We start from the raw sequence: 20012 nt of genomic DNA on the forward strand, positions 1-20012 counted from the left end.
AAAAGACCAACTCATGACCCGAACCAAACTTTCCTTGATGATTCCGCTGCTCGGCTCCTTCAGCGCCCAAACCTGGGCCGAGGACACCGACCAGCAACCCGGCACATTGAACATGCAAGCCACCGTCGTTTCCGCGACGCGCAGCGAAGCGACCATTGCCTCGATTCCCGGCTCGGTCCAGGTGATCGACGAACAACAGATCAGCCAACAGAGTGGCGCCGGGCGCCGAGTCTCCGACATCCTGGGGCAACTGGTTCCCGGCCTGGCGCCGTCCAGCGGCGGGATGAGCAACTTCGGCCAGACCCTGCGCGGGCGCAACATGCTGGTGTTGATCGACGGCGTGTCGCAGAACGCCACGCGTGACAACTTCCGCCAGCTCAACAGCATCGCACCGGCCAGTATCGAACGCATCGAGGTGGTTTCCGGCGCCAGCAGCATTTATGGCGCCGGTGCTTCGGGCGGCATCATCAACATCATCACCAAGCGCAACCAGGGTCAGGACCTTGCCTACAGCAGCAAACTGGGCCTGACCACCGGCAACAACCTCAACAGCAAGGGTTTCGCCTACGAGGCCTTTCAGAGTGCGACCGGGCGCAAGGATGCCCTGGACTGGTACGTGTCCGCCGACCTGACCCAGCGCAACGATCAGTACGACGGCAACGGCAATCGCATCCCTCAGGACACCTCCCAGGGCAGCAACATGGACACCGACACCTATGACCTGCAAGGTCGTTTCGGTTACGAACTGGATGCCGATAAAAAACTCAGCCTGTCACTGCAGGACTACAAGGACCAGCAGGACACTGGCTACACAAAAGACCCGAACAACCGGCAAGAGGCCGTGGCGGTCAAAGGACTGAAACTCGACGACCAGCCCTACACCCATAACCAGGCGGCCAACCTCAACTACACCGACAACGACTTCTACGGCCAGGGCCTGCAACTGGAAAGCTACTGGCGCCGGGCCGACGCGCTGTTCTTCCCGGACCTGTCGCGGGGCAAGGCCGGGATCTCCGACAACAACAGCGTGCAGGATGTCTACGGCCTGCGTGCGGCCATCGACACGCCGTTGCCGGCCATCGGCAGCGCCACTGGCAACCTGGTCTGGGGCGCCGACTATGATCACGAACGCTCCCGCCAGCGCGGTGACCAATACACCCTCAATGGGCTGACCTACACCAAGACCGGCACCACTTACGAGTTGGGCCCGGATATCGAAACCACCACCAAGGCGCTGTTCGGGCAGATGTCCTGGGACATCGGAGACTGGACCTTGCGTGGCGGTGTGCGCCGCGAATGGATCGAAAGCGAGGTCTCCGACAGCATCGCTTACGGTCAGATCGTCCAGACCGGCGTACGCGCCATCCTGCCCGGTGACACCCTCAAATACGACGCGACGCTCTATAACCTGGGCGCGGTCTATCACCTGAGTGAACATCAGGACGTCTTCGCCAATTACAGCCAGGGTTTTTCGCTGCCGGACATCCAGCGTTTCTTGCGTGACGTGAACAGCACCTTCGACATCCAGAGCCTCAACGCCCAGGCCATCAAGGTCGACAGCTACGAGCTGGGCTGGCGCGGTAACTGGGACCGGTGGCAGGCCGACGTCACCGTCTATGAAAACACCTCGGACGTGACTCAGTTCTACGATGCCAATGACCGTGTCTTGCGTCTGATCAACCAGAAGGAGCGGGTTCGCGGCATCGAAAACAGCCTGACCTACCTCGCGACCGATCACTGGTCGGTGGGTGGCACCTATGCCTGGGCCAAAGGCGAGACCCAGCAGAACGGGAAATGGATCGATCTGCCGGCGACACGCATTTCACCGGCCAAAACCACGCTGTTCGTCGGCTACGCCGAAGACGACTACACCCTGCGCCTGCAAGGCATGCACCTGTCCAGTTACGACGCTGCCGCCAAGGACAACAACGGGCGCGACATCGATGGTTATACGTTGGTGGACCTGCTCGGCTCCGTGTACTTGCCGGTCGGTCGCCTGGAAGGCGGTGTGTACAACCTGACCAACCGCACGTACGTCAACCTGTTCGCCCAGGCCAACGCCAGAGCGCCATTCCCCAACGCCGAAGGCCGTACCTTGAGCATGACCTATTCGATCGATTGGTAATCAAGCAAGGAGCCGGCTTGCCGGCTCCTTGACGCTCGACGGTGTTACAAGCCGCGCAAATCCCGCTCTTCGATCGGCCGGCTCTGGCGCAGGCGCTTGCCGCCCAGCACCACCCAGTCGATCAGCCGGAACAGGCATTCGAGGCCCAACGACAGCAACAATGCGCCGCTCATGCCCCAGCTCATCGCTTCGGGCGTCAACAGGATCTGGTAGCTGTAGCCATTCCAGGTTTCCTTGCGGATGTCCGGATCGGCAGCCAGCACCACTTGCAGGAAGCGGATGTACCACGGCCCCTGCATCGCCTGGAACTGCTTGTCCAGCGCCAGTTGGCGGGTCAGCAGGTTGCTCAGGCTGTCGGCATCGCTGCGGAAGATCGGGTCTTCGCTGGCGCGGTAATGCGCGACCAGAGCCTGCATGTCACCCTTGAAAAACTGATTGGCCGTGTTCTGGAACCCGCTCAACCCGGCTTGCGCCTCGATCAGATGGGCTTCGACCCGCTTGGCGTAATCGCTGATGAACCCCGGCACCTGTACACCGATCAACAAGCCGGCCGCAAACAACACCAGCCGTAGATAACTGAGCAACATGCAAGGAGTCCTTATTCGGTCTTGCCCTGGCTGACGCATTCGCCGCGCCGCCACAGGCTCCATTGACCCGGTTCGTAACGGGTCCAGGTTTCGTTTTCGGTCAGGGGTTCGGTGGCGATGACGGTGACCACGTCGTTAGGCGTGGTTTCGGCCTGAAAGTCGACGATCACGTCGACATCTTTCAAGCGTGCCGGGCCAAACGGTGCGCGACGGGTGATTTGCGCCAGTTTGGTCGAGCAATAGCAGAACAACCAGTCGCCATCGCTGAGCAGGCAGTTGAATACGCCTTTGCTGCGGTATTCGGCGCACGCGGCCACCAGGTCCGGCAGCAGCGCTTCGACCTCGACCGGTTCGGGGAACGCCGCACGCACACGGTTGAGCAAATCGCAGAAGGCCGCTTCGCTATCGGTATCACCCACGGGGCGATAGAAACTGGCCGCAGGCTGGAAATCCGCCAACTGGCCGTTATGGGCGAAACACCAGTTGCGCCCCCACAGCTCACGGACGAACGGATGCGTGTTGGACAGGCAGACTTTGCCGACGTTGGCCTGGCGGATGTGCCCGATCACCACTTCGCTCTTGATCGGATAGCGCTGCACCAGGTTCGCGACTTCCGACTCGCAGCTTGCCGCCGGGTCCTGGAACAGTCGCAGCCCACGGCCTTCATAGAAGGCAATGCCCCAGCCATCGCGGTGTGGGCCGGTGCGACCGCCGCGCTGCATCAGCCCGGTAAAGCTGAACACGATATCGGTCGGGACATTGGCGCTCATGCCCAATAACTCACACATGCTCGGACTCTCGCTCAATCGCAGGGGCAAGGTTACAGACGGGGTTCGACTCGCATCCGCTGAGGACTGCTCGGCACGGGAGGACGACCGTAGCGATCATCGCCGGCACCGCCAAACGGTTGATCGTCCTCAGGCTCGTCAGCGCGGACGGCGGCTTTGGTGGCAGCCTCACGCTCCTTGCGGGCGTTGGAGGCGCGTTCGATAGGGAAACGGATCGCCACCAGCACCAGATAGAGGCCGAACGCGATCATGCCGTACATGAACAGATCGGAAATCGCCCGCCAGGCGTTGTTGCCGACCTTGAACAGCAGGTCGAGGGCGGTAATGGCGACGGCCGGCGCGACTTTGTCCTTGACCGGGTCGATGATGGTCGGGCTGAACAGCAGCACGGCCATCGCCAGCCGCAGCGGCTCACGCAGCCAGCGCCACATCCAGCGGGTCAAGCGCATCCACACCAACAGGCAGCCCAAAGCGGCGAAGGCGTAGAGGCCCCAAGCGATCAGATAGTCGTTCTCGGTCATGGTGTCCATGGCAAGGCAGGCAAGTCGGGTAGAGACAGGCCATTACTGGCCTGCCTCCCCCTAAGAACCGTACGTGCGCCTTTCAACGCATACGGCTCAAGTCTTTAGAAAGCCCCTTGCGGAGCCGGTTTGTTCACTGTCAATCCACGGCTGTGAAGCTGTTGGTGACAAATAGGATGCAATAGTACCCGGTTATCCAGGGTGTCTCTACCGCCATGAGTGCGGTGGATAATGTGATGGTCATGCCATCCCGTTTCCTTCGTAATCGGTTGTTTGCACATCAGACACAGTCCTTTCTGGCTTTGATAGAGACTGAGAATCTGTTTGCGATACTTCAGCTTTTTCAGCATCTGTGCCGTCCGCAGCTTCTCGCCCATTTCTTCCATGGAAGGGTCGAAGGGGTTGTACTCCCCACTAACCTTCCTGTGTCGTTCGATCGGTGTACTCGCAAGCGAATACAGAGCGACCTCCTTTTTTGTCCCGTTTTCCTCCAACATCGTGGTGGCAAACACCCAACTTCTGCTTCCTTGAGTTCGGAAATACTTCTTCCCGATCCATTGCAGTGACTTGTTCGGGTGCCGCCGCTTTGCCCAACGCCATAGAGCATAAAACAACAAATTATCCATGCGGCTGTAGGCCTGCTTGGCTACTACAGGCTGGTGATACAGCGCCCAGCCTTTCAAGATGGGATTGAGCAATCGAATCAAATACTCCTGCTTCGCCATCTTGTTGGCGTCGATGACCTCCTTCACCTTGTGATAGAACGCCTTGACGTTCTTCTTACTCGGTTTGATCAGAAGCTTCCCGTCGTACTTACGGAAATTCCAACCCAGAAAGTCGAAGCCTTGATCGGTATGGACGATATGTGTTTTCTCAGGGGATAACTGCAACCCGCGTACTGCCAGGAATTGCTCCACCCAAGGTCTGATTTCGCTTTCCAGTACCTCTTTCGAGTTTCCAGTAATCACAAAATCATCCGCATACCGCACCACGTTGATCTTCAGCTTTCTGGCCCTTGTCACGCCCAGATACTGCTTGAGCTGTGTTTCCAGACCATCGAGCGCCATATTTGCCAAGGTAGGCGAGATAATCCCGCCTTGTGGCGTACCAGCATCCGTTGCCTGTAGCTGGCCTTTATGAATCACGCCAGCCTTCAACCATTTCCGAAGAATCGCTTTGTCCGTAGGGACGTTGGCGAGCATCCAGTCATGATTAATGTGATCAAAGCAGCCTTGTATGTCCGCCTCCAGTATCCATTGGGCCGAGACCTTCTTGGACAGGCAAACAAACAACTGACCCATCGCATCCGCCGTGGAGCGTTCGATCCTGAAGCCGTAGCTATTCGGATCGCCCTTGGTTTCTGCAATGGGGGCCAGAGCCAGCAAATACAGCGCCTGCATAGCCCTGTCAGTCATGGTTGGGATACCCAAAGGGCGTTCCTTCCCATTCGACTTCGGAATGAACACACGCCGTAAAGGTCGTGGCTTATATCCGTGACGCTTCAACCCATTTGCCGCTTTCCATTTTGCGTCGGGTGTATCCCAGAGCACGCGGTCGACTCCCGCCGTGCGCTTACCCTGGTTTTCAGTGACTCGCCGTACGGCCAAGTATCTGGCCGATCGAGAGCGGGTCAGCATCCGTTGCAGGGCTTTCACCCTGCGCCATTTGCCTTCTCGACAAGCCTTCGCAATCCGCACCTGCATTGCCCGAACATTCCGCTGAACACGACACCAATCGATGTCATGCCATTGTTGCGGAGTGCCGGAAAGCGCAGGCACGGCCATTTGGCTGTGCTCTATCATGCTGCCTTCCTCTCAAGTTTCCCCGAGCAGAAGACGTACGCATCCCCTGACGGGAATGGACGCTCCCGTCAGGGTTGGATTAGTAGGAGGCCCAATACTGCGGGTCTCTAAGATCATTGAGACAGGTTCAGTCAGAGTTCATGCGACGAAAGACCACGCAGAAGTCTGCCCGGTTTCCCGTGAGGTAATGTCCCAACCCCTATCCGAGCCATTACAGCCCGGCTTTCGCTTTCTCTGCGATCCCATACCCGCACAGCCAACAGATCCCCTTGCGGTTCACCTGCCCGAAGGCGGCCATACGGGCTTACCACGTTCCCTGCCTATCACACGATTGGTTTAGGGCCTGCCTTTTCACCGATGGTCCTATGACGACGTACCTCAAGCCTCTACAGAGGTATCCGACCACGTGCCTTTTGGCTCAAGCCTGACAGCAGTTTTGGCTTGTTCATAATTACGGCGTTTATCAGCAGTTCACTTACGTTACCCATACCAACCAGCCTAGCGTCTCAACCCGGCACTGCTCCGAGTATCTATGCTTTACCTCGCGGCAAAAGCACACCCTGACGGGGACTACATTGTGAGAAGAGCTTCACACCTCACCGTTACCAGTGACGCATGTCTTCCTAGGCTATCGTTGGTCGCACAACGAGTCCGCTGCCACCTTGCGAGCAAGGTAGATGGACAATGACAGACAGAGCTTTCGCTCATGTCTCCGGTTTGATGTGAGCAGGGACTGCCGAGGCAGCATGCCCAGAGAAATTGTTACCTCCTGTTTCAAAAGCAGGAGGGAACCCCAGCGGGGATTCTCTCCCGCATGGGTTTGGCCCTGAACAGGGCTGATGTGTAGTAGGCACTCCAGTACCGGAAAATCTGGTACTGCGGTCGAGCTACCGAGCGCTAATCGACCTTGAGTTTGCCACCGCCGCTGCGGCAAGTCCTTGAAGGCATTGGACTTCTGGGAGGGTTTTGTTTCTTGGGGTTGGGTACCCAAGCTCTTGGCTTCCTTTCGGAAGCCCTTCAAGATGACTCTACACCTCGAAGTCTTGGAGACACGCTACGCGTGTCGCACAGAGGCGCTTATGATAACGGCTTTTCGCCCGTCAGGCTGCTCAAATCCAGCCAGCAACGCGCAACCCCTGTGGGGAGCGGGCTTGCTCGCGAAAGCGGTATGTAGGAGCTGCCGAAGGCTGCGATCTTTTGATCTTAATAAATCAAGATCAAAAGATCGCAGCCTTCGGCAGCTCCTACAGGTCGCCAATCCTTATTCAATAAATTGTTCGAGAGCCCTTCATGCCCATATCCGCCAACTTTTGCGACGCCCCGATCGCCCACAAGGCTGAAGGCTCCGACCCGTATGCCTGGCTGCAGGAGCGCGACACCGACGCAGTGCTCGACTACCTGAAAGCCGAAAACAGCTACCAGCAAGCGCAAACTGCCGACCAGGCCGGGCTGCGTGAAACCCTGTTCGAGGAGATCAAAGGGCGGATTCTCGAGACCGATTTGTCCCTGCCCTCGCCGTGGGGACCCTATCTGTACTACACCCGCACCATGGCGGGCGACGAGTATGCCCGGCACTACCGCTGCCCGCGTCCGACCGACGACAGCCTGACCCTCGACGAAAGCCGCGAACAACTGCTGCTGGACCCCAACGAGCTGGCCAATGGCGGTTTCTTTTCCCTGGGGGCGTTCAGCATCAGCCCGGACCATCAGCGTCTGGCCTACAGCATCGACTCCAGCGGCGACGAGATTTACACGCTGTTCGTGAAGGAACTGTCCGACGGCCGTGTCAGTGAACTGGAATTCCAAGACTGCGACGGCAGCATGACCTGGGCCAACGACAGCCTGACGCTGTTCTTTGGTGAACTGGACGACACCCATCGCCCGCACAAGCTGTATCGCTATCGCCTGGACGGCACGGCGGCGCAAGAGGTGTTCCATGAGCCGGACGGTCGCTTCTTCATGCATTGCTACCGTTCAAGCTCCGAGCAGCAATTGCTGCTGTCCGTGGGCAGCAAGACCACCAGCGAAGTCTGGGCCCTCGATGCCAACCAGCCGCAGCAATCCTTCACCTGCATCGCGCCACGGGTCGAGGAGCATGAGTACGACGTCGACCACGGCGTACTCGACGGTCAATGGACCTGGTTCATTCGCAGCAACCGTGACGGCATCAATTTCGCCCTGTACACAGCCACCGATACCGGCGCCGCGCCGACCGAAGCCGACTGGCAGAACCTGATCCCCCACAGCGACACGGTGATGATCGACGGCATCAGCCTGAACACCGGGGCCATGACCCTCAGCCTGCGGGTCGGCGGCTTGCCGGTCATCGAGGTGCACCCACAGGGCCTGACGCCTTATCGAGTGCAACTGCCGGATGCGGCCTATAGTCTGCACGTGCAGAACAGCCTGGAATTCGAAAGCGAGCGGATTCGCCTGCGCTACGAAGCGTTGAACCGTCCGGCGCAAATCCGCCAACTGGACCTGGCCTCTGGCGAGCAGAAAGTGCTCAAGCAAACTCCGGTGCTCGGCCCGTTCGATGCCGATGCCTACGTCAGCCAGCGCCTGTGGGCCACTGCGCCGGACGGTACGCAAGTGCCCATCAGCCTGGTGATCAAGCGCGCAGACCTGGGCAAACCCGTACCGCTGTACCTCTACGGCTATGGCGCCTATGGCGAAAGCCTCGACCCGTGGTTTTCCCACGCGCGCCTGAGCCTGCTGGATCGCGGCATGGCCTTTGCCATTGCCCACGTGCGTGGCGGTGGCGAACTGGGGGAAGCCTGGTATCGCGCCGGCAAGCAGGAACACAAGCACAACACCTTCAGCGACTTTATCGCCTGCGCCGAACACCTGATCGCCCAGGGCTTCACCACTGCACCGCAGCTGGCGATCAGCGGCGGCAGCGCCGGTGGCTTGCTGATCGGCGCGGTGCTCAATCAACGGCCGGAGCTGTTTGGCGCCGCCATCGCCGAAGTACCGTTCGTCGACGTACTCAACACCATGCTCGACCCTGACCTGCCATTGACCGTCACGGAATACGACGAGTGGGGCAACCCTGAAGAACCGGACGTTCATGATCGGATCAAGGCCTACGCCCCGTACGAAAACGTCACCGCGCAAGCTTATCCGGCGACTCTGGTGATCGCCGGTTACAACGACAGCCGTGTGCAGTATTGGGAAGCCGCCAAGTGGGTGGCGAAATTGCGCGCGACCAAGACCGACAGCAATCCCCTGCTGCTCAAGACGGAACTGGGTGCCGGGCATGGCGGGATGAGCGGTCGATATCAAGGATTGCGTGACGTAGCACTCGAATATGCATTTTTGTTCAAGGTTCTGGGCATTGCCTGAGGAACCTGGCTGGGTGTGCGGGTCATAGTTCCGGACACAGGAAGCCGACACAACACTAAAGACCGTGACGACATGCCTGAACCAACCTTTCTGAACAACGAAATTCGCGACTGGCTGATGGATTGCGGCCTGTTCAATCAGCTGCTGCCGGCGGACTTCGTCGCGGCTTCGGGCTACTTCAGTATCAGCACCATTGCCCAGGGCGAGGAAATCTTCCAGGAGGGTGATGCCGGCAGCTTCATGTGCATCATCCACACCGGTCAGGTGGCAGTGCAGAAAACCACCGCCGACGGGCAACGCGTCACCATCGCCACGTTGCGCAGCGGCCGCTCGTTCGGCGAAATGGCCGTGCTCGACGGCGAACGGCGCTCGGCCAGTTGTGTGGCCGCAAGCAACTGCCAGTTGCTCAACCTGGGCAAGGACTCGCTGGAAAAGATGCTCAACGACGCACCGAAAATCGCCGCCAAGATCATCCGTGCCCTCGCCGTATCCCTGTCCAGACGCCTGCGCATGGCCGACGGCCAACTGCTTTCGCAGCAGGTCTAGCCACCCGGCGACTTGGGTTTCGGCGGATTGGGCGCAAGACCCGGTATCGGCTGGTCTTTGGTCGGCGGGCTCGGCATTTCAATCGGCACCAACGGCGGACCGCTACTGCCGGGGCCGACTCGAGGCAAAGGCGCCGGGCTGATTTGCGGGTACGGCGTGGGCGTCGCGGTGCCGGGCGAACCGGGTATCGGCGCGGGGCTGACGGGAATCGATTGCAGCTGTTGAGCCTGCACTGCAGTTATCGAGAGCGCGGCCAGGGCAATGACCGTTAGAATGGTGCGCTTCATCAATGGCTCCGTTGACCTTGTCGTCATAAACAGGCTACTCCCAACTGCGTCTGTTTGCCCTCCCGTGTTCTGCCAATTTTCTTCAAGTGAGCCCCATGAAACGTTTCGTTCTGCTGGACACCACCGCCATTCCTGAAAACGGCGGCGCCCTGTGCCTGTTCGAATACGGCGAGGATTTTGTCATCAAGATCCAGGGCGGCGATGGCGGACAATTGATGAACACACGCATGCATGGCTCCGAAGATGCCCTGGCCGAGATCCCGTGTCGCAAAGTCGCCGGTCGACCGAATTTACGGGTGCTCATCGGCGGCCTGGGCATGGGCTTCACCCTCGCTTCGGCGCTCAAGCACCTGGGCAAGACCGCCGAAGTAGTGGTCGCCGAATTAGTGCCTGGGGTTGTGGAATGGAATCGCGGGCCACTTGGCGAGAAAGCCGGAAACCCGCTTCAAGACCCGCGGACCGTGATTCGCATGGAAGACGTGGCCAAAGTCCTGCAGGCCGAGCCCCAGGGTTTCGATGCGATCATGCTCGACGTCGACAACGGCCCCGAAGGCCTGACTCAGAAAGCCAACAGCTGGCTGTACTCTGCCGGCGGCCTCAGTGCCTGCGCCAAGGCCCTGAGACCCAAAGGTGTACTGGCGGTCTGGTCGGCCAGCGCTGACCGGCATTTTTCCGACAAACTGAAGAAAGCCGGTTTCAAGGCCGAAGAAGTGCAGGTCTTCGCCCATGGCAACAAGGGCACCCGCCACACCATCTGGATTGCCGAGAAGCTCAAGGGCTGAGCTAAACTTCGCTTAATACCGTCATTAGTCATTTTACAAAGGTGAACCCATGAGTTCGTCCACCCCGACCAACACTTCGAAGCTGGATCGCATCCTCGCCGACAACCAGCGCGACAAGGAAATGGGCTACCGCGACAAAGCCCTGAAGATGTACCCGCACGTCTGTGGCCGCTGCGCCCGTGAGTTCTCCGGCAAGCGCCTGAGCGAACTGACCGTGCACCACCGCGACCACAACCATGACAACAACCCGCAGGACGGCTCGAACTGGGAGTTGTTGTGCCTGTACTGTCACGATAACGAACACTCGCGGTATACCGACCAGCAGTATTTCGACGAAGGCTCGTTGAGCACACCGAAAATCGCCAAGGCCACGCATAATCCATTTGCGGCGTTGGCGGGCCTCATGAAAAAAGAAGACTGAAGTCTTCGGTACCTGAACCGGCCCCTTCGCGAGCAGGCTCGCTCCCACATTGTTCTGCGTCCGTCTGGACACCTCGGTCAATTGTGGGAGCGAGCCTGCTCGCGATAGCAATCGCTCAGACACCACCAATCTCAAACTGACCACCCCTGCCCCAATCCCCGTATAATCGCGCTTTTTTCCCGAAAGGCACCCCGCTCGTGGCAGACAAACGGTACAGCTGCATTGGTTTGTATAACCCCAAATCACCGGAGAACGTCGGTTCGGTGATGCGCGCCGCTGGCTGTTATGGCGTGGCGTCGGTGTTCTACACCGGCAAGCGCTATGAGCGCGCCGCCGACTTCGTCACCGATACCAAGCGCGTGCACTACGACATCCCGCTGATCGGCATCGACGACCTGAAGAAGATCCTGCCGCTCAACTGCGTGCCGGTCGCCGTGGAGCTGGTCGAGGGCGCGCGCCCGTTGCCGGAATACACTCACCCGGATCGCGCGCTCTACATCTTCGGCCCGGAAGACGGATCGCTGGATAAAGAGATTCGCGACTGGTGCGAAGACGTGGTCTACATTCCTACCACCGGTTGCATGAACCTGGCCGCCACGGTCAACGTCGTGCTCTACGACCGCATGTCCAAGGGGCTCAATACCCGATCGGGGCCAAAATTCCGCTGAATCGCCGCACATCCGATTGAACGAGCTGCCCGCCCAGGCGGTCAGCTTGACTATCGATCCCCCAAGCCTGGAGACAGACCATGAGCGAACTCAAACGCGTCGAGCGTATCGAATCCACCCCGTTCCAGAGCCCCTCCGAGCAAAACGTGCAGGGCTGGGAACGCATCGGCTCCCTGGCCGGCGGCGTGGTGATGGTGGGCAAGGGCCTGCGTCGTGGCGGGATCTTTGGCCTGATCCAGGTGGCCATCGGCGGCGTGGCCCTGGCGCGCGGCATTACCGGCCACAGCTCGGCGAAAAGCCTGCTGGAGAAAGGCCGTCAGGACATGAACAACGTGCGGGCGAAAATCCAGCGGGCGGGTGAAGACTTGAAGACGCTGAAGGCCAATGCCGAAGCGGCGACCAAAACTGCGACCGTTACCGGCAATGATTCGTTGAAGTCGCCGAAAGCCGGGGTTTGATCCTGGAATTGTGCTGAGGCAACCGGCCTCTTCGCTGGCAAGCCAGCTCCTACATGTGATCTGTGCCGTACACAAAACCAATGTAGGAGCTGGCTTGCCAGCGAATGGCGGTGCTACTGAAGCAACTCGGTACTGAGCACCTTGGAAGAACCATCGATCACGCTCTCGCTGAGCTGAACAAATGCCTTGGTATCGATATCCCCCAGCCGCATCGCCCCGCGCAATACGTCGTCCAGCGAACGCTTGTTGTGGGTTTTCAGGCGAATCTCGCGATCCAGCTCCTGCAGCAACACCACCGCCCTGGCCACCTGAACCGCTGTGATCTGTTCACCGCGCAGCGTGGTGACTTTCTGGCTGCTCTTGACCAGTCTGCCGTGCAGGCTCTCGTAGCGTTCATCACTCATGCCGCCCGCCCGGCGCACCAGTTCGATGGCGTAATACTCGGCAAAGCCTTCATTGATCCAGTCACTGCGCTGCGTGCCGTTGATCCGCCCGAACACCTGGGCCAACTCACGAACCAGCGCACTGGTGCCGCTTTCGCTGACCAACGGCAGGTGACTGTTGAGATAGATCGACTCGTGCGCCGACCGGCTGCCGCGCCACATCGGATCATTGGCCCCGACGATCAGCAGTTTGCCAGGGTGTCGCGGATACAGCGCCTGCACTTGTGGCCAGACGAAGGTCAGCAGGGTCAGCACATCCATGCGGCGCATACCCTGCCCCAGTGGCGAGGCGACGGTCACTTCAGTCTCGCCCAGACGAGTACGGCGGCTACCGAGCTGGCCGGCGAGCATCCAGCCCGTGGGTCGGTCGAACAATCGGGAAGGGTTGTCGATACGGAATTTATTCAGGCCGATTCGTGGCCAAGCGGTTTCAACGCTTTTCCAGCCACCGGGCAGCTCGAATTCAAGGCGCGAAACCAGTTCGATGCCGTCCTGTTGATCGAGTCTGGCAGCCGGCACCAGATCGTCGCCGCGCATCAACACCCATTTTGGTGTCATGCGCGTGTCGAAGCTGCCGCTCTTGCGCCCGTGGTTGATATTCACACGGTAAGTCAGGCTGGCTTTGTCGGCCGTCGGACGCCAGATGCCGCGCGCCGCTTTGCCAGGGGTCAGTTGCCATTGGCCGTCGGCCTTGAAATCGCTGTAGTGGCTGCCGTCGCCGAGGTCGAAATCCAGGCTGCGTACCGCCGAACCCTGGGCGAGCGTCAGGCGCACTTCGGCCTGATCGCTCTGGGGTAACAGGCGCACGTGATAATCCAGATTGACCTTGTTCGCTGCCCATACAGGCGAATTCACGACCAGTAGTCCAACGACACACGCCTGCCGCCATCCCACAGCCATACACACTCCTTCGTGAAACGTTGAACCTTGGGCAATCAGCCGGCGCGGAAAATCAGGTGATCTTCCCAATCATCTTCCGGCACGCTGCCTTCGGCGAGCATGCGCCCGGACTGGGAAATCCTCTCGTGATGCACAGCATCGCGATCACCGCACACCAGGTGATGCCACAACGGAAGGTCCTTGCCTTCGCTGACCAGGCGATAGCCGCAGGTCGGCGGCAGCCATTTGAATTCGTCGGCCTTGCCCGGCGTGAGCTGGATACAGTCCGGCACAGAGTCACGACGGTTGGGATAATCCGTGCACTGGCAGGTTTTCAGGTCCAGCAATTTACAGGCGATGCGCGTGTAATAAACGCTGTTGTCGTCTTCGTCTTCGAGCTTTTGCAGGCAGCACAATCCACAGCCGTCGCACAGCGACTCCCACTCCTCCCGATCGAGTTGATCGAGGGTCTTGCGTATCCAGAACGGTTCTACTTTGGCGGCCATGGTTCGAGTATCGACATCAGGTGGTGAAAAGGCCGCCAGTCTAGTGCCCGAACGCCCGCGGGCCAAGCATTGGCGACTGTCGGTAGAACGGGCTTGTCAGTTTTTGCGCTGCCAAGTAGGGTTTTGCGTCGCTCCCACTTTCAAACGTAGCAAGGAATCTCTTGATGAGTGCCAACCCACGCGTTGCCGATTACGCCATTCACCCTCAGTTCACCGATCGCTGGTCGCCCCGCGCCTTCACTGGCGAAACGATTCCAGAGGAAACCCTGCTGAGCTTCTTCGAAGCCGCCCGCTGGGCACCCTCGGCCTACAACTCGCAACCCTGGCGCTTCCTGTACGCACGTCGCGACACGCCGAACTGGGAGCGTTACCTGGGCCTGCTGAACGAATTCAACCGCAGCTGGGCGCAACATGCTTCGGCCCTGGTGATCGTGATTTCGAAAACCACCTTCACCGCGCCTGGCGCCAGTGAAGAAACCCCGGCCCTGTGGCACACCTTCGACACCGGTTCCGCCTGGGGTCACCTGGCCTTGCAAGCAAGCCTGAGCGGCTGGCACACCCATGGCATGGCCGGTTTCGACCAGGAACTGACCCGCAAGGAGCTGAACATTCCTGAAGGCTACGCCCTGCACGCCGCCGTCGCGGTGGGCAAGCTGGGGGACAAGGCAAGCCTGGCGGATTACCTGCAAGCCCGTGAAGAACCCAGCCCGCGTCGCCCATTGAGCGAGTTGGCGGCTGAAGGCGATTTCACCCTCTAAGCCACACCACAAAACCCTGTGGGAGCGAGCCTGCTCGCGATGAGGTCGTGTCAGTCAACGTTAATGCGAATGACACACCGCTATCGCGAGCAGGCTCGCTCCCACATTGGGTAGTGGTGATTTCAGTAACCGCGATCGAAATCCACTTCCCCGCGCAACGCCTCTCCCGCCTGATACGCCCGCAGGTTCTCGACAAACAGCTTCACCATCATCGAAGGCGAAGTCGGTGCCGAGCTGTGGCCGGTCAGCAGCAGGCCCCAGGCTGTCCAGAATGGATGACGCTGGGGTAACGGCTCCTGACGGCACACGTCGATCACCGCACCCGCCAGATGCCCTTCCTTCAAGGCATCCACCAGATCCGCATCGACCACCGCCACACCGCGCCCGGCGTTGATGAACAATCCGCTCGGCTTGAATTGCTTGAACAACGCCGCGTCGTAGATATCGTGGGTGTCCGGCGTGTTCGGCAGCAGATTGACCACGTAATCGACTTCACCGACCAGCCGCGGCAAATCCGCCAGTGAACCGACTTCGATAAACGGGGCCTGTTCCCGCGCGCTGCTGGCAACGCCATACAACTGGACGCCGAACGGCACGAGGAACTGCGCGACACTTTGACCGATATCGCCCGTACCGACGATCAGCACCTTACGCCCCGCCAGGCTCTGGCCATGGCGGCTGTCCCATTTGCGCTCGACCTGGCTGACCAGTCGCGCCAGCACTTCGCGTTCGTGACCGAGCATATACGTGAGCACGTACTCGGCCATGACCTGGCCGAAGATGCCGACGGCACGCGTCAGGCGATAGTGCCGCGGCAAGCCATCGGCCAGCAGCGGCGTGATGCCGGCCCAGGTCGATTGCAGCCATTGCGGCTGATGGCCCTGGCGTAACAGGGTCGCCAGCAAATCTGGCTGGCCGAGCCACACCGGGCAATCGGCGGCCTGGCTGGCCAGTTCGGCGGAATCACCGCTGGTCAGCACCTCCAGGTCCGGTGCCGCCTCGCGCAACAGTTGGGCGTACACGGGGTGGTCGTGTTCAGCAATCAGGACGCGCATGCTTCAAACCTTTCAAAAACGGTGCAGACGGCCGCCGACAGAGCGGTGCTCCGTCGATGCTGCCATCGCAAAAATCAATCAGTGTTTCATAACCACTCTTAACAGAGCCTGTCTGCCGTTCACATCGGATCGTTGCGACGCAACAATTCTTCCGGCAGGTGCTCGATGTACTCGTCTTCGGCAGGCGGCATTTGCAGGTGATAACCCTGTTTGTCGAGGTTTTCCAGCACGACCGTGATGTCCTCGCGCGACAGCTTGCGTTCGGGGCTCAGCACCAGGTCGAACGCGTGGATGGCCTTGCCGAAGGCTGCCATCAGGGGATCTGGCACGCGCTCCAGAGCATCGCTCTTGAGCACATACAGGTACATTTCGTTTCTCTTCGAGCTGCGGTAGATGGAGCAAATACGTTTCAAGGCTGTTCTCCGGCGGTGGCCAGGCTGTCGAGCAGCGCCTGGCCCATCAATTCGCGGCGCCAGCCACGCAGCGAATCAGGCAATTGGTAGGGACCATTGGGAAAGCCGCTCTTGAGCAGCGCTTCCAGGGTTTTCTTGCGCAGCATCAGTTCCGGCGCAATGTTCAGGCGCTCGGCTTCGGCCTGGCCGATGGCTTTCATCTGTTTGAGTAGTACGGCAGCGTCCACCGGCAATGGCTCCGGCACGGCTGGTGGCCATTGATCAGGCGACACACTGCCAGAGCGCTTGATCAGATCAAGCAGAAACTCACCGTCCTGACGCACGGTACGCGGGTGCATGTCTTCGATTTTCGCCAGGGCACCGAGGTTGTCCGGTTGCGTGCGCGCCAATGGCCACAACGAATGCTCGCGGATAATCCGGTTGCGCGGCAGGTCACGGGCGCGGGCTTCCTTTTCGCGCCAGGCGCAGAGCTCACGCAAAACGGCGAGCTGGGCGCGAGACAGCTTCCAGGCCAGCTTGGCATCGCGATAGACCTCGTACGGATCGATCTCGCGGCGCAGGTTGGCCACCAGTTCGGCGCCGTCTTCCAGGACCCAGGCGTATTTGTCGTCTGACAGCTTTGGACGCAGCTTTACGAAGACTTCAGCCAAATGCACGGCATCTTCGGCGGCATAGCTGATCTGGGTTTCGGAAAGCGGACGTTGCAGCCAGTCGGAACGGGTTTCACCCTTGGGCAGGTCAATGCCGAGCACTTCCTGCACCAGCCGCGAATAGCCCATGGAAAAACCGAGGTTCAGGTAAGCGGCAGCCAGTTGGGTATCGAACAGTGGAGCCGGCAGGCTGCCGGTCAGGCGTAGCAGGACTTCGAGGTCTTCGCTGCACGCGTGGACTACTTTGACCACCGCCGGGTTTTCCAGCAACGCGGCCAATGGTTGCCAGTTGTCGATGGTCAGCGGGTCGATCAGATAGGCGCGAACGCCATCACCGATCTGCAGCAGGCCGGCGATTGGGTAGAAGGTGTCGACCCGCATGAATTCGGTGTCGAGGGCAACGAATGGCAACTGCTGCCACTCGGCACACAACCGTCCGAGGCTATCGTTGTCGCGAATCCAGTGAATATCGATGGCCACACGGCTCTCCCTTGAAGAATGGCGCGCAGTATATATCGCCCCCGGCGATTTCCGCGCATCCACTGAACAAGAGCGTTAGCGAAAATTACTGCGTGACATACAGAATAGTCCTACAAAGCCGGGCTAGCTGGTCTTACCCAGCACGTAGATCCGCATCCGCGCGCAACCGGGGAAAAAGTCCTGATGGCTGAGCAAACGGAAACCCGCCTGCCTGAACTCGCTTTCCACCTCGGTTTTGCCCGGTAATGGCCCTTCCACACGTGAGCGCGCGGCCTTGAAACGACCGTCGAGGCGCACCGCGACAATCACCGTATCGCGACTGACCCGGTAAAACTCGCCAAGCATCGCCAGGCGATGTTCCGGGTTAGTCAGGTATTGAAACAGTTGCATGCAAAAAATGCAGTCAACCGCGTTCTCGGACAAGCCAATCGAGAACGCGGAACTTTGAAAGGTCTTGACCCGCTTCAATAGACTCTGAGGGTGATGGGTGCGGGCGTGATCAAGGATGTCTTGAGACGGATCTGTCGCGAGAATCACCCGATTCGCATGCTCGGCCAGCACCGACCAGAAACGCCCCACACCGCAGGCCACATCAAGGATCAGGCCCGGCTCGCCGGCGACCTTGAGCGCATTGCGCACCAGACGTTCCTCGCGCCAAAGCGCCAGACGCCCGGCCAGGCCCGGCGCTTGCGGCTGAAGGCAGACGCGCGCGTGCTCCCGGTCGTAGCGTCGGGCAATCTCAAGCTCGATGGCGGATGGAGGCTGAGCGGACATGTGCAATGGCTCTTGATGAAGGTTCTACAGGCCGCAAGTCGGCGGCCGCCGCGTGAAACAAAGCCGGAGCACTCATTCTTTGGCCAACACACCGTCGACCACTGGACCACGACATCCGGCAAACATGTCCAGATCCTGGTTGTAGACCTTGCTGTTGACCTCCAGCAGGCCAAGCATCGAATGAAACAGGTTGTCCTGGCTCAGGGGCTTTTCACGACTCTGTTGCAGGCAACGGGTATCTACCGCAAACGACTTTTTATAGCTGTCGGAGAACCACGCAAACATGGCTACATGCTTTTGCTGCTCGGGTGCGAGCATGTAAGGCGTGCCGTGGAGGAACAAGTTGTATTCACCCAGGGACTCGCCGTGGTCCGACAGATACAGCATCGCGGTATCCACTTTGTCCTGGTTACTGCGCAACAGATCGATCAAGGTCGACAGTACATGGTCGGTATATACCAGGGTGTTATCGTAGCCGTTGACGATACTTTCGCGACTGCAATTGTTCAGGGCATTACTCTCGCAAACCGGGGTGAAGCGCTCGAACGCTTTCGGATAACGCTTGAAGTACTCCGGACCGTGGCTGCCCATCTGGTGCAATACCAATACAGTGTCCTTGTCCAGGGTATCGATGAAATGTTGCAGTCCCTGCAGCAGGATTTCGTCACGGCATTCACTGTTGGCGCACAGCGCCGGATCTTTCAGATTGCTGACGTCTTCAATAGTGACGCGATCGCACGTACCTTTGCAGCCTGACTGGTTGTCACGCCAGATCACGTCGATACCCGCATGCTTGAGCACATCCAGCAGGCCTTCTTCGTTCTTTGCCTTGCTGGCGTTGTAGTCCTTGCGCCCCATATTGGAAAACATGCAAGGCACCGATACGGCGGTTTCAGTCCCGCAGGAATGCACATCGGTGAAGGCGATCAGGCCATCTTCCTTACTCAGTTTCGGCGTGGTGTCGCGGCTGTAGCCAAGGATGCCGAAGTTCTCCGCCCGGGCACTTTCACCCACGACAAGAACCGTCAGGGATTTGCGCCCGTGAGTTTGCCAGGCCGGATTGCGCTGGGCATCTTCACCGATTTTGACAAAGGGTTGCCGTGCAGTCGCTACTTTCTCGCGCAATAAACCAGCCGAGGCACCAATGTAGTTGCTTGGCACCACCATCAGGCGCAACTCGTGGTGATTGCGAAACAGCGAAGACAGGCCTTGATAGTTAACCAGTGCAACACCACCAATGACCGCTGCCGAGAAAAAAATCACCAGGACTTTACTGAGTAGTTCACGGTGCCAACGACGATAATCAATCGGCGTCTTCCACAACAACCAAGTCGGTAAAACGCCGAGCAGTGCAATATAAACAAACATCTTTAGCGACAGTAAGTCGCGCACTTCCGTGGCATTGGTTTCAGCGAAGTTACGCAACATGCCGGTGTCGATCAGAACACCATACTGGCTCATGAAATACGCCACGCCTGCGCTGATCATGAACAGCAGGGTCAGGACCGGCTTGAGCACCGGCCGGAACGCCAGCAGGGTCAGCACAATATTGAAGGCCGCGAAGATCATCATCCCAAAGGCCACGCGCATGACGATGCCTTTGCCATCGGACGTGGTGATTTCGAACAGGTGTTGCCAGAGCACAAAATTGAAGCCAACTAATAAAAGTGCACTGGCAATCAGTGTCACCCATTCGGGGCGCACGGCTTTAATCTTAAGCATGA

At 59.3% G+C, this 20012-nt stretch carries 20 protein-coding genes; 8 read left to right on the plus strand and 12 right to left on the minus strand.

All coding sequences use genetic code 11. The annotated features are described in order from the left end of the window. Positions 1 to 13 precede the first annotated feature (13 nt). Entirely contained in the window at positions 14 to 2125 is a 2112-nt protein-coding gene (locus KGA83_RS12540; protein WP_108218528.1) for a TonB-dependent receptor, read from the plus strand. A gap of 44 nt (positions 2126 to 2169) precedes the next feature. On the opposite strand, the gene KGA83_RS12545 is transcribed toward KGA83_RS12540, so the two are convergent. The 4 genes from KGA83_RS12545 to ltrA all read right to left on the minus strand — a co-directional run bounded on the left by KGA83_RS12545 (position 2170) and on the right by ltrA (position 5823). Further along, entirely contained in the window at positions 2170 to 2712 is a 543-nt protein-coding gene (locus KGA83_RS12545; protein ID WP_108218527.1) for a DUF2937 family protein, read from the minus strand. An 11-nt stretch (positions 2713 to 2723) separates the two neighbouring features. Beyond that, positions 2724 to 3500 carry a class II glutamine amidotransferase gene (locus KGA83_RS12550; RefSeq protein WP_108218526.1) on the minus strand — a complete coding sequence of 259 codons (777 nt, stop codon included), beginning with the start codon at positions 3498 to 3500 and terminating at the stop codon, positions 2724 to 2726. A gap of 32 nt (positions 3501 to 3532) precedes the next feature. Next, positions 3533 to 4030, minus strand: coding sequence for an MFS transporter (locus KGA83_RS12555; protein ID WP_108218525.1), 498 nt, complete (start codon positions 4028 to 4030; stop codon positions 3533 to 3535). Positions 4031 to 4125: 95 nt separating this feature from the next. Then, positions 4126 to 5823 (minus strand): group II intron reverse transcriptase/maturase, encoded by a 1698-nt coding sequence (gene ltrA / locus KGA83_RS12560; protein WP_223529840.1) that lies wholly within the window; start codon positions 5821 to 5823, stop codon positions 4126 to 4128. A 1290-nt stretch (positions 5824 to 7113) separates the two neighbouring features. Here ltrA and KGA83_RS12565 point away from each other — a divergent pair. Continuing rightward, positions 7114 to 9168: a S9 family peptidase gene (locus KGA83_RS12565; protein ID WP_115948112.1), complete on the plus strand. Its 2055-nt coding sequence runs from the start codon at positions 7114 to 7116 to the stop codon at positions 9166 to 9168. Positions 9169 to 9240: 72 nt separating this feature from the next. Beyond that, positions 9241 to 9714: a cyclic nucleotide-binding domain-containing protein gene (locus tag KGA83_RS12570; protein ID WP_115948111.1), complete on the plus strand. Its 474-nt coding sequence runs from the start codon at positions 9241 to 9243 to the stop codon at positions 9712 to 9714. Here KGA83_RS12570 and KGA83_RS12575 read toward each other — a convergent pair. Next, entirely contained in the window at positions 9711 to 10001 is a 291-nt protein-coding gene (locus KGA83_RS12575) for a hypothetical protein (RefSeq protein ID WP_115948110.1), read from the minus strand. The two genes, KGA83_RS12570 and KGA83_RS12575, sit on opposite strands and share 4 nt — an antisense overlap. Before the next feature lie 95 nt (positions 10002 to 10096). Here KGA83_RS12575 and KGA83_RS12580 point away from each other — a divergent pair, with 95 nt between their 5' ends. The 4 genes from KGA83_RS12580 (at position 10097) to KGA83_RS12595 (ending at position 12330) form a co-directional block, all read left to right on the plus strand. Continuing rightward, positions 10097 to 10783, plus strand: coding sequence for a spermidine synthase (locus KGA83_RS12580; RefSeq protein ID WP_223529843.1), 687 nt, complete (start codon positions 10097 to 10099; stop codon positions 10781 to 10783). A gap of 49 nt (positions 10784 to 10832) precedes the next feature. Continuing rightward, positions 10833 to 11204: a YajD family HNH nuclease gene (locus KGA83_RS12585; protein ID WP_007898702.1), complete on the plus strand. Its 372-nt coding sequence runs from the start codon at positions 10833 to 10835 to the stop codon at positions 11202 to 11204. Positions 11205 to 11401: 197 nt separating this feature from the next. After that, positions 11402 to 11872, plus strand: coding sequence for an RNA methyltransferase (locus KGA83_RS12590; RefSeq protein ID WP_007993783.1), 471 nt, complete (start codon positions 11402 to 11404; stop codon positions 11870 to 11872). A gap of 80 nt (positions 11873 to 11952) precedes the next feature. Further along, the gene (locus tag KGA83_RS12595; protein WP_108218520.1) at positions 11953 to 12330 is read left to right on the plus strand and encodes a DUF2892 domain-containing protein; all 378 of its coding nucleotides are present in this window, start codon (positions 11953 to 11955) and stop codon (positions 12328 to 12330) included. A 113-nt stretch (positions 12331 to 12443) separates the two neighbouring features. Here KGA83_RS12595 and KGA83_RS12600 read toward each other — a convergent pair whose 3' ends face one another. Together KGA83_RS12600 and KGA83_RS12605 are read right to left on the minus strand one after the other, a co-directional pair. Then, positions 12444 to 13673 (minus strand): hypothetical protein, encoded by a 1230-nt coding sequence (locus tag KGA83_RS12600; protein ID WP_115948109.1) that lies wholly within the window; start codon positions 13671 to 13673, stop codon positions 12444 to 12446. A gap of 35 nt (positions 13674 to 13708) precedes the next feature. Continuing rightward, positions 13709 to 14158, minus strand: a complete 450-nt coding sequence (locus KGA83_RS12605; RefSeq protein WP_108218518.1) for a YcgN family cysteine cluster protein — start codon at positions 14156 to 14158, stop codon at positions 13709 to 13711. 164 nt (positions 14159 to 14322) lie between these two features. Between KGA83_RS12605 and KGA83_RS12610 the strand changes: the two genes are divergently transcribed. Continuing rightward, on the plus strand, positions 14323 to 14916 hold the full coding sequence (locus KGA83_RS12610) for a nitroreductase family protein (protein WP_095945370.1): 594 nt from the start codon (positions 14323 to 14325) through the stop codon (positions 14914 to 14916). A 122-nt stretch (positions 14917 to 15038) separates the two neighbouring features. Here KGA83_RS12610 and KGA83_RS12615 read toward each other — a convergent pair whose 3' ends face one another. The 5 genes from KGA83_RS12615 to KGA83_RS12635 all read right to left on the minus strand — a co-directional run bounded on the left by KGA83_RS12615 (position 15039) and on the right by KGA83_RS12635 (position 20010). Continuing rightward, positions 15039 to 15971 (minus strand): D-2-hydroxyacid dehydrogenase, encoded by a 933-nt coding sequence (locus tag KGA83_RS12615; RefSeq protein ID WP_108218516.1) that lies wholly within the window; start codon positions 15969 to 15971, stop codon positions 15039 to 15041. Positions 15972 to 16090: 119 nt separating this feature from the next. Next, positions 16091 to 16384, minus strand: coding sequence for a YcgL domain-containing protein (locus KGA83_RS12620; protein WP_108218515.1), 294 nt, complete (start codon positions 16382 to 16384; stop codon positions 16091 to 16093). Then, a complete protein-coding gene (rnd, locus tag KGA83_RS12625) occupies positions 16381 to 17514 on the minus strand; it encodes a ribonuclease D (RefSeq protein WP_108218514.1) in 1134 nt (377 codons plus the stop codon). Before rnd ends, KGA83_RS12620 begins: the two co-directional genes overlap by 4 nt. A 123-nt stretch (positions 17515 to 17637) precedes the next feature. After that, positions 17638 to 18288: a class I SAM-dependent methyltransferase gene (locus KGA83_RS12630; protein ID WP_108218513.1), complete on the minus strand. Its 651-nt coding sequence runs from the start codon at positions 18286 to 18288 to the stop codon at positions 17638 to 17640. Between the two features lie 72 nt (positions 18289 to 18360). Then, a complete protein-coding gene (locus KGA83_RS12635) occupies positions 18361 to 20010 on the minus strand; it encodes a phosphoethanolamine transferase (RefSeq protein WP_108218512.1) in 1650 nt (549 codons plus the stop codon). Positions 20011 to 20012 lie beyond the last annotated feature (2 nt).

The organism is Pseudomonas sp. GL-R-19, assembly GCF_019956375.1.
In the GTDB taxonomy this organism is placed as follows: Bacteria; Pseudomonadota; Gammaproteobacteria; order Pseudomonadales; family Pseudomonadaceae; genus Aquipseudomonas.

Coding starts and splice junctions, on each gene's coding strand:
- KGA83_RS12540 (WP_108218528.1), top strand. CDS start 14: ATGACCCGAACCAAACTTTCCTTGATGATTCCGCTGCTCGGCTCCTTC.
- KGA83_RS12545 (WP_108218527.1), bottom strand. CDS start 2,712: ATGTTGCTCAGTTATCTACGGCTGGTGTTGTTTGCGGCCGGCTTGTTG.
- KGA83_RS12550 (WP_108218526.1), bottom strand. CDS start 3,500: ATGTGTGAGTTATTGGGCATGAGCGCCAATGTCCCGACCGATATCGTG.
- KGA83_RS12555 (WP_108218525.1), bottom strand. CDS start 4,030: ATGGACACCATGACCGAGAACGACTATCTGATCGCTTGGGGCCTCTAC.
- ltrA (WP_223529840.1), bottom strand. CDS start 5,823: ATGATAGAGCACAGCCAAATGGCCGTGCCTGCGCTTTCCGGCACTCCG.
- KGA83_RS12565 (WP_115948112.1), top strand. CDS start 7,114: ATGCCCATATCCGCCAACTTTTGCGACGCCCCGATCGCCCACAAGGCT.
- KGA83_RS12570 (WP_115948111.1), top strand. CDS start 9,241: ATGCCTGAACCAACCTTTCTGAACAACGAAATTCGCGACTGGCTGATG.
- KGA83_RS12575 (WP_115948110.1), bottom strand. CDS start 10,001: ATGAAGCGCACCATTCTAACGGTCATTGCCCTGGCCGCGCTCTCGATA.
- KGA83_RS12580 (WP_223529843.1), top strand. CDS start 10,097: ATGAAACGTTTCGTTCTGCTGGACACCACCGCCATTCCTGAAAACGGC.
- KGA83_RS12585 (WP_007898702.1), top strand. CDS start 10,833: ATGAGTTCGTCCACCCCGACCAACACTTCGAAGCTGGATCGCATCCTC.
- KGA83_RS12595 (WP_108218520.1), top strand. CDS start 11,953: ATGAGCGAACTCAAACGCGTCGAGCGTATCGAATCCACCCCGTTCCAG.
- KGA83_RS12600 (WP_115948109.1), bottom strand. CDS start 13,673: ATGGCTGTGGGATGGCGGCAGGCGTGTGTCGTTGGACTACTGGTCGTG.
- KGA83_RS12605 (WP_108218518.1), bottom strand. CDS start 14,158: ATGGCCGCCAAAGTAGAACCGTTCTGGATACGCAAGACCCTCGATCAA.
- KGA83_RS12610 (WP_095945370.1), top strand. CDS start 14,323: ATGAGTGCCAACCCACGCGTTGCCGATTACGCCATTCACCCTCAGTTC.
- KGA83_RS12615 (WP_108218516.1), bottom strand. CDS start 15,971: ATGCGCGTCCTGATTGCTGAACACGACCACCCCGTGTACGCCCAACTG.
- KGA83_RS12630 (WP_108218513.1), bottom strand. CDS start 18,288: ATGTCCGCTCAGCCTCCATCCGCCATCGAGCTTGAGATTGCCCGACGC.
- KGA83_RS12635 (WP_108218512.1), bottom strand. CDS start 20,010: ATGCTTAAGATTAAAGCCGTGCGCCCCGAATGGGTGACACTGATTGCC.